4 protein-coding genes are annotated in these 10000 nt (G+C 40.5%); all 4 read right to left on the reverse strand.

Annotation, left to right across the window (positions count from 1 at the left end):
• Nucleotides 1-123: 123 nt before the first annotated feature.
• The 4 genes from D0T84_RS19725 to D0T84_RS19740 are packed head-to-tail and all read right to left on the reverse strand — an operon-like array spanning nt 124 to nt 9754.
• Nucleotides 124-1473: an SWIM zinc finger domain-containing protein gene (locus D0T84_RS19725; RefSeq protein WP_163309568.1), complete on the reverse strand. Its 1350-nt coding sequence runs from the start codon at nt 1471-1473 to the stop codon at nt 124-126.
• Between the two features lie 14 nt (nt 1474-1487).
• Nucleotides 1488-4271 (reverse strand): DUF6493 family protein, encoded by a 2784-nt coding sequence (locus D0T84_RS19730; RefSeq protein WP_163309569.1) that lies wholly within the window; start codon nt 4269-4271, stop codon nt 1488-1490.
• Nucleotides 4272-7064: a DUF6493 family protein gene (locus D0T84_RS19735; RefSeq protein ID WP_163309570.1), complete on the reverse strand. Its 2793-nt coding sequence runs from the start codon at nt 7062-7064 to the stop codon at nt 4272-4274.
• A gap of 20 nt (nt 7065-7084) precedes the next feature.
• On the reverse strand, nt 7085-9754 hold the full coding sequence (locus tag D0T84_RS19740) for a DUF6493 family protein (RefSeq protein ID WP_163309571.1): 2670 nt from the start codon (nt 9752-9754) through the stop codon (nt 7085-7087).
• Between the last annotated feature and the right edge of the window lie 246 nt (nt 9755-10000).

The raw sequence follows: 10000 nt of genomic DNA on the forward strand, positions 1-10000 counted from the left end.
AAACTGATGGCTCCTTAATTTATCGTTAACTCTCTCCTATGCAAAGGTAAAAACTATATAAATCTTGTAAAAGATGACCGAGACCGAAGGATTACTTAACAGTTACTTAGCTTATAATATATCTTACCGATCAGACGATATAATCTTTTTCACGGCCAACACATGCTTGCACGAGCCTCTTTCGCCCTGATGCTTGCTGTACCAGTCACAGGTACATCGCTCTCCACGGGCATCCATTATTACAGTATGGCGTACACCGCTACCTTCAACCCTGGCCTCTATCCTACCCTCCGAATTACTGATTATATCTACCTTCCCGCTCTCAATCAGTTTTTCTGCATTTTTCAGGCGGGGGTTCAGGCTCATTATGCGGCTAAGCTTGAATGGCAACCGGCGATAGAAGAACTGATTTTCATTCAGATCAAATCCCAATAGCCCCATCGCTGCCAAACGGCCTGTGAGGTTGTCCACATTCTTAAAGTCGATATTTTCCTCCATCGCAAATAGTGTAGGATTGAAAGCCTGATTCGCATAAGCGTATTTGTCGAAGACATCGATCAACTCGTCCGGCATATCATCTACCAGAGAATCAAGCGCCGCGCCCTCCCCCGAAAAACCACGCCAGCTATCGCGTGACAAGGAGAAACTAAAGCATATATTACCGAAATATAATTGCCATGTGGTAGACTGCATATCCGGATGAGGAAAGACCTGCATACTATCAATATACGGGAGCAAAGGGTCCAACAAACGAAGGCGGTGCAATCCACCTATACAGATAGCATTCGCGGCTTTTACCGGAGAAAATACAGGCATGCTTCCCCGCAGGATAAGGTAATAATCGTTCCTTACCTGCCCCTTGGGAATACCTCTGAATAGCTGCTGTGTCTGTATACGGTTGAAAGTATGCACCTTTTCCGCTTTCGACAGGTAAATCTGCACCGTACTGAGACCCTTAATCCATTTTGTAGGTAAAGGTACTTTACGCTCCACAGTTTTATCTCCATCCACATGTAACCCGACTTCTTTTTGTCCTATAGAGAGCATTACCTTTTCATTTTGGCGAATACTGCCCAACGCTGTCAGCATCGGTTGGTTAAAGTCTACATTTGTCGTTCCGTTTTCCAGAAATTCCCCGTCCAGTCCGTTCGGCAAAACGTCTACGCGGGCATAGACACCCGCACAATGAGAAAAGCCTTCGAAACGTACACGCTCGTTCCCGGCTGTTACAATCGGGTCTTTGAGCAATGCCATCTGGAAAGGCGACATATTGAAACTCGATTTCACTATATTGGACAATGTAATCAGGCAACGCGCCATAATGAACGGATTCATTATATTTCCCCAAAAGAAACAGGGAGCATCGGTATTTTTCTGTATCTCACTGTATTTCGAAAGGAAAAGTTCTTCTTTACCGGCCTTTTTTACAAGACCGGACGGATTTGCATATCTGTAGGTTAATAAATCTTCCATATATTCCTGCTTCTTTATTTTATTTCCAAAATCTGTTTCACTGCCTTCTTTAAGGTACTGTTGTCAGCCCATAAAACCAACTGTTTTTTCAACGTATCGTCCACGCCGGATTTATTCAATGATAATAGTTCGCTGTAAAGTTCCAATAGTTTTTTCAGGTTCGTAACAGGCTCTTCAATATTCAACAATACATTTACAATCATACGCTCCAGTTCAATATTACAGGCTGATGAAGCATTCATCATATTCCCTTCTATCAAGTCTGTAAGCCGTTTTACAGGCCCCCACTTCGATTGAAGTATCTTGCCTAACAATGACCCTAAATCTTCATTTTTCAGAGAACCATCCTGCATTGCCCTCAGCCATAGTCCGGCCACAAAATCCCTGATTGTCTTATCCGGAGAAAGAAAACAAAAACAAGCAAGAAGGTAATCCATTTTAGTAAATGGCAAACGAAGCATATACAATGATTGCAAAGCGTTTAGCATCCTCGATTTTAACATCGAATCCATTATGGAGCCGTCAGTCACATGGCTTAAGATATGCCCTGTGATTATATCATGATTGTATGGCGAAGAACAAATCTGGCGCACGACATCGCCTTCAAGAATAGACTTGGCGCGGAAACAACTGAAAACATATTCCGAAAACAGGATTGATTCCGTATTCCGAAGAGAGTAGATCGGCATCCTTATATCAAAAGTCACAGCCCCGTTGGCAGCCTCTTTCATGCTCCATCCGAGATTTCCCGTAAAGCATTCTTCAGGAATGGCCTCGAATCCCCATTCTTTGCGGTAAACAGGAACGGCATTCGGTTCACGGGTTATCGCCGCGGTCATCCACCAAGAGGGATGCTCTACGGATAGAGGCGCAGCAATAGATTTATCGAACAAAAAAAGCATCAAATCCCGTAATTCGCCTTTCAGTTTCTCCTTAGCCAATCCGAGTGCAACAGTAGTATCATCCAGCGCGCAACGTTGTATTGCCAATTGCATGTCCAGCCCGTAAGGAACGATGCCTTTTCCCTGATAGCCTGACAGCCTGTTTACCAATTCCACAGGGTCTATCCACAGAGGCGCGTGTGTAGGTCTCGACAGAAGGCTAAACTCCTCCCCTTTCCGTACACTATCCAATGTTTTTAATAAGAGAAAGTAGAAAGGATATGTTTCTATATAAAAACTCTTTGAGCGCCAATTGGCAAAATCTTTATAATTCTTTTCTTCGATTAACCGGCTAATAGCCTCTGACGCCTCCGGATATTTATTGAGCAAATGCTTACCATAACTAAAGAAAAATGTAGCATATAATTTATCCAGATTGCCTATTCCCCATGTATTCATCACGTTCGCCGCTTTTTTGAACGCGGGTTCCAGTTTTACAAGGTTCTCACTTGTTATCTGACTGTCGAACTGCCGGATATAGTAAGGAATCAGGAATACATCATACGGATTGTTATTGTCAAAAGCCTGTGTAAGGAAAAACAGATAATCATCGAATGCAGTGATTTCCTGTATTTTATTCTCATCATTTATCAACTGAAATACGATAGCTGTTTCTTCTGTATCGCCGGATAACGGTTTTGGCTCTCCTGCTTCCAAAAAATCTTTCAACAGTGGGCGAACCGACATTAGAATATTATCGGAATACGGCGATATATGTTCTTTCAGGTTGTCTTTACCGCCATATTTGACGATTAGTTTAGCTAGTTTTTTTTGTATAGATTCATCTTTGCTCAGGAACCCGTTGCAGAGTATAATAGATATCCGGTCTGTGAGCGCCGGATTTTTCCCCATTAATTTTTCCGCAATATCCAATGATGTATTTACGATTGCTTTCGTGACTGAAGAAACGGTCGCGGATAGATAGCCCAGAAAATCTTCTATGTCAAATCCTGTAACAAGGCATATCTTCTTTACCTGATTGATAGCATTCCCCACCGCTTTTGATTGTGAAGAGGCCAGTGTGGATAATAACTCAGGCTGTAAATTCAGCAATTCTTCTTCTGTAGGTTGCAGGCTATTGAACAAATCTACGAACCAACCAGTCTGTACCTTATTAAAATTTCTGTTTGCCGTAAGCAGGGTCTCTTTTAATAGCTGCATACGATCTATACTGCCATCAGAAGATAAAGTATTAAATATGTCCATCCATAGCTTACCATCCTTACCTTCATAGCAGATAGTTGACGGATATTCAAACAATAGCCAGATATGTTCCCCGAGCGTTATTGCATATTCCTTTAATATTTCGAAATGAAAAGTATATATAACTTCCCCGTCTACTAATTTCCATTCGTAAACTGATTTCGGTAAAGTTGCTACAATAATTTCGGGTGTAAGCCTGTCTATATATCCTTTATCGTACCACTTTATCAACTCCTCATATCCGGCACACCAATAGTCAAAGTTGGCTTTGCTGTCATTCAGAAAGTCTCCCATCCATTCCGGATGATACCATTCCAGAATATCATCTATTTTTATTTTTTCCATCAAATCCCGTTGCGAATGTTCATGAAATTTAATGAATCCGGGAGTCAGGTAACTGATGGTTATATGGTTACGCTTATAGTCTTTGTAGTCGAAACAGGTAAACATAGCAATGGAAATAATCGTAAACTGATTCTTACTTCCACAGTAAGTACCATGTTTATGCAAAGGGTCGACCTGTGTATATTCCTTTAGTTTCGATTTTATTGCAGGTACAAGGCGTGCTCTTTGCTCCTGATCCAATGATTTCAGGAAAGGGATGATTTCATCCGTTTTTTCATTATCCAGTATATCTATAAGTACATCCTTCATCTATATTTTCTCTGTTATTTGTTTTACTATTTTTTTCAGGCTGCTCTCCATTGACCAGTCTTTTAGCTGAGGTATGGCCGAAACATTGCAGGTAGAATTATTCAATGCCAGAAGTTCATTATATATTTCCAGCAGTTTTTTCGTATTAGCCACAGGCTTGTCTATCTGCGAAAGAACAGCTACAATCATCTGCTCCAAGCCCTTATTATGAATACCGCTTACACCCAGCAGGTTATCCGATATAAGGTCGGTAAGGCGCTTCAATGGCGCCCACTCACCTTTTTCCAGCTTACCTATCACTCGCCCAAACTCTTCATTGTCAATCAAACCAGACGAAGTTCTTTCAAGCCATATTTCTGCGGAATAGTTCCGTATATTCTTTTCTGAACACAGCATACAACAAGCCAGAAATAAGGACGTAACACTGCCCAACCCTATCTTCAGCTCATATAGCGCTGCTACGGCTTCTTGCAGGAAATCACGGGTTTCGGCATTCGGTATCTGGGCAAATTCAAAACGGTCTTTTATAATCTGCGCATACGGCAACGCGGCAAGAGCGGGGTACAGGAAAACGAATTGCCTGACATCGCTGGGACCTATGCAGTAGCGTATATTATCGCCTGTGCCGGAGTACAGATTATCTTCTTTTTCCCAAGGAGACGCAGGGATATTAAAGTCTATTACAGGGCGTTCTGTCCATGTAGAGTCCTTTTTCTTTTCATCGCCTATCTGCCACGAATAACAGTTATAATGCTCAATCAGTGCTTTCCTGTTATATGGGGTTTCTTCCTTTGCGAGGAGGGACAAAAAAGACTTCTTCTTTTGTTCTGCTTTCCTGTCTGAGAAATAAGATATTACCAATTCCTTGTATTCTTCATCCAAGCTTTTGCCTGCCATATCTACCAGTTCGTCTATATGCCCTTCCGGACATCTGGAAAGCGCGACATCCAGATCAGCCTTATCCGGTATTGTACTTGCAGACTGATACTGTAAAATACGCTCAATCAGAATTGCAGGGTCGATCCATGTTGGGCTATGTGTAGGCGTAGAAAGTAAAGGTAGAGTAATCCCCTTTTCTATATAGGATAAAGCGACCTGAGTAATATGATAGTAAGGACGGAATACCTTATACTCTTTCCCCGCCCAATCCTTCTGCGGCAATACCTGCCTGTAGTATTTAAGGTACTGACTACGGAAAGTCCTTTTCTTATCGGCATCCACAGCTTCTCTGTGCATATCCGTAATAAATGCCGATGCTGCCGGATATTTCTTTGCCAGATATTGGCAATAATTGATAAAGAATAAGGTGGCCCAATGATAAGACAAACCTTCGCCCCAAAATGAAGATGTTTCAAACTCATTTGTCTTATGATGGAAACTATGCCAGAATGGCTGATGCAAGGTCACTTCATAGGCTTTTCTTAAGGCGACTTCCAACTGTTCGATATTGGTCTCGGTTACCAGATGATTCAGTTTTATCAGCGTGGGCAATAGCAAATCCCTATAGTATGGTTCTTTGTCATTGAAGGCTTTGGGCAGGAAGAAAATGAGATCGTCAAACGTTTCCACAGATGGAATACAATTATTTTCATCTAAAGCATTCAATATCTGCTGAGTATCGACCTCATCAGGCACTATAACTGTTGCCTCAATTGTCATATAGGCCTCTAACAAAGGTTTAACAGACATCAATATGGAGTCCGAATATGCTTGTACCGCCGATTTCAGATTATCAGAATCAGTATTGCCATATTTCACGATAATCTTTGCCGCACGGGTCTGCACAGCCTCATCCTTATTCAGGAAGACAGGGGTTAGTTCTGAACAGATTAAGTCTCTTTTATCAGCATGTGCCTCTGATGTTTTTTCAAGGATCATCAACGAGGACACTACAATAGACTTTGTTTCGGACGATAATAGTAAAGGCAACCGTAATATGAAATCATCGATACTGAAATCTTTATGTGAAGCTATTTTCTTTATTTCATCCAGCGATTTATTTATCATCTTCGGATACTTGCTCATAAAAGCGATAAATAACTCGTCCTGTATCTGTAATAATTCATCTAATGACGGTTGCATATAAACGAAGAGGTCCGCAAACCATCCCGCCATATCTCTCTTAAAGTCGAAATTGACAGTCAGTAAGCATTCCTTCAATACCCGTATCCGGTCTATTCTCCCGCTATCGGCATATCCCTTCAATACTTTCTTCCATATTTCGGTATTATCTTTATCCTCTGACGCGAAATAGTTATCACGATAATAAATACTGGTCTCAACCTGAAAGAGCGTCCAAATATGTTCGTCCAGTGTTATAGGGGCTATTTCCAATACTTCGGGCTCATAGACCATTGAATTAGTATCAGGGTTCCATCCACAAAATGAAGAAGCCAATGAACGCGCTATCAACATCGGAGATGGAGATAAATAGCCCTTTAGCTGCCAATTGAGAACATTATGATAGTCAATCAGATACCAATCTCTCTCGGCTTGTTTGTTATAATGTTCGGATAACCATGCAGGGCACTGCCATGCCAATACCTCATCAACCAATTCGGTAAGGCGCCCACTCATCCACTCCGTATATATCCTGTATTGTGTCTTGGTACAACAAGCCAGAGCTGCCGCGAAAAAGATATTTCTGTTATGCTTTTTCTTTTCCTCAGTAAGGGGTTTCATATCCCGGGCCAGTTCTTTTCTCTCTTTTGCCGTTAGCCTCTGCAGAAAAGGGATTACCTTATTTGTCTGGTTATTGTAGTAGATTATCTTAAATTCTTCGATTATAGCCATAAGCCTGAGTTAGTCGTGTATTATTTTTTCAGCTCTTTCATTCTCGTTCCTATCTGATTATCAATCTCTATTTTCAATTGATTACATATTTCTACATAATAAGCAGTTATTTTCTTAAAATTGGTAGGTAAAGATTTCTTATCTGCTTTCTCTATGCACTTCTTTAATATCGATAACTGGAACTCTCTTATATGATCGGGATATGGCTGGTCGAAATATTCGATAAGCCTGTTTACAGGAGCAAACATATTCATTATCATATAAGCTATATTTTCGGATAAAAATTCTTTATCGATGAAATCCAGATCGAATGCCATATTAATATATTCAGCCGCCAGTTCTCGCGATACTTTCTTCTCGAATATCAGGCAAAGCGCTATATATAACCAGCCGTTGTGATGTACCCGTATCTGATTCTCTATCAAGAACTGCAATGGATAAAGGCAATATTCAAATTCCGCAACTTCATTTCCTGAAGCTGTATCCGGCAAATAGCGCAATAGCACCGCATCGCAATAGTGAGGTACGAGGCTGAGCCAGTAAAGCATCCCGGTTTTAGAATAAAACTCCATACCGTTGTGTGCTGTATAGAAGTAAAGGGACGGATAAGAGCCTTTCTTCTTATTCCTGTTGTAGGAATAGCTCCAATTGTCCTCTAAAATAAGGCGATCCCAGTGATATTCCCCCGACTTGGAATAGTCCCGTTCTATGGTATATGAAATCCGGAAAGGATTTACAGCAACAGGGTAATCTTTTATCTGAGTGGCCTCGAATTCATTAAAAATACCATTCGCATCTGTAGTACGTGTTATGGCTGCCCACAGTGGCAGTGTTTTATCATCTAGGTCTATTTTATCTGTCAGGCCCAGTAAGTAGTGAATGGCTTTTGCATAATATCCTTTCAACTCTTTAGCCTCTTTTCCTGTTTTGTCCGATATATCGGTTTTCAATATACGGTTACAGGCCACTATCAGGTCTTCTATTTCAACTGCCTCCCCTGCTCTTTCATATTCAGACAGTCTTGAAACCAATATTGAAGGATGAACATAGAAAGGATAATGTGAAGGACTGGATAATAGCGGCAACTTGACATTTCTCCGCAATTTTGATAATACCCATTTGTTCCTGTGCCGCATAAAAGGGTTAGGATTATTCCTATTATTCCAAAAAGAAGGATGTGTCTTAAATGATTTTTCGGGATGAAGCCAATTATCAAAAAGTTCAGCGATATACAACAATAATTCTTTTTCGGATGAGGCTTTTTCCAGCTTCTTCGTATAAGGTTTCAACTGAGACTGATAATCGTCCGGCATAGTATCCTGCATCTGTATCAGGCTTTCGTACATTATATCTATATCCGATGGCTCTAAAGAGCCCAATGTTTTTCCGATATGAAACAGAAAATCTTCCCAGCCCGAGGGGTAACTCAGCGGATAATTCTCCAAAGCCACCGTCTGGATACCTTCCACATCCCCTTTGTCTATACCAAGTATATCCAGGGCTTTTTGTTTCAGAGCCGCGGCAAACGGTTCTACTATTTCTTTCAGGTCTTTCTTATCGGCGTATTTTACCAACATAAGGGCTACTTTCTCTTGTATCTTATCATTCGGCTGTACAAGGGCTCCGGCCGGTATATCTGTATATTTGCGGTAAGCAGGAGTATTATCCAGCAGGTATGAAACGATATCCAAAGCCGTCAATATGGCTTTGTCGCTCTTCTCTTTATTGAGAAGATTGGGAATACCTTGTATAAATGCTTCCGCGTCAAAGTCTTTTTCCTTATATAAGGATTGAGCTGTGGAAACGACAAAGTTGCCCACCGTACTGTTTGTAGAATAAAGGGCGGCATACAGATAATCCTGATTTGCCAGATATTCTTCTTTTGTAGGATTGAACAGCTTTAACATACGGATATGCCAATCGAGGTGTCCCTTTTTCCAGCTATAGGTAAGTGTACTCAGCAGGTTTCTTACGATTGCCCTGTCTGTAATAAGGTTCGCTTCTAACAATTCCCTGAAAACCTCTTCCCAATATTCAAAACATTTCTTACAAACGTATTCTTTTTTTGCCTGCCATTTCGAAATATCGAGTATAGGTATCTCATATTTGTAGAATTGTAACAGCACCTTCCCTACTGCTTCGGGTGTTTCCGACAAGAAACGGACATCTTTCATCGTATCGCGGTTAAACATCGGGATAATGAATAATGAACGCACAAAGATTTCCTCATCAAAATCAATAAAGCCGTTTTTATAAAGTTGCCAAAGCATCTGGAAATCATTATTACTTTCCCTTCCTGCCGATATATCTTTAATAATCTTATCCAGATAATCGGGCCTGAAGATTTTAAAATATTCAATTAACGGCTCTACACCAAATAAAGGCTTCTGTATATAATAATGGAGGAGAGACCACGATTTATTCCATTCCGGCGCAGTAAGCCTAAGGTCTTTGGAACTGCGCAGGCAACAAATCTGCATAAAGCTTCTGGTACTATCTACCAATGCCCTGTTATCGTAATATGCTCTATTGTATTTTTCGGGACGAGGTTCTTTTATTATCTCTGTGTCAACATCCAGTGTTTTTAGCTGTTCCAGATATTTATAGCGCTCTTCATCGGTCAGTGCAGTAGCCCATTTTAAGATTTTCCTGTAGTCTCTCTCTTTTATCAGTTCTATAACGTCTTTCATGATCTTTTGGTAGTTCAATAAATAGTGTGAAAACAAAATTACAATTATATTTTAGCTAACGATGCTTTGATAGAAAGATTATTGAAGAGAATAATTAAGTTTTACAAATATATAATAATAGTTCGTTATAAAAACAGCTTTTTTAAGCGGCAATAGTCCCATATTGTTTTAGTTCATTAATTATCCGCTTATTTTTTTTAGAGTTTGGGTTCATTCCTAACTTTTCAAAAAATGTTTTCATTAGCA

Source organism: Dysgonomonas sp. 521, from assembly GCF_010501055.1.
In the GTDB taxonomy this organism is placed as follows: domain Bacteria; phylum Bacteroidota; class Bacteroidia; order Bacteroidales; family Dysgonomonadaceae; genus Dysgonomonas.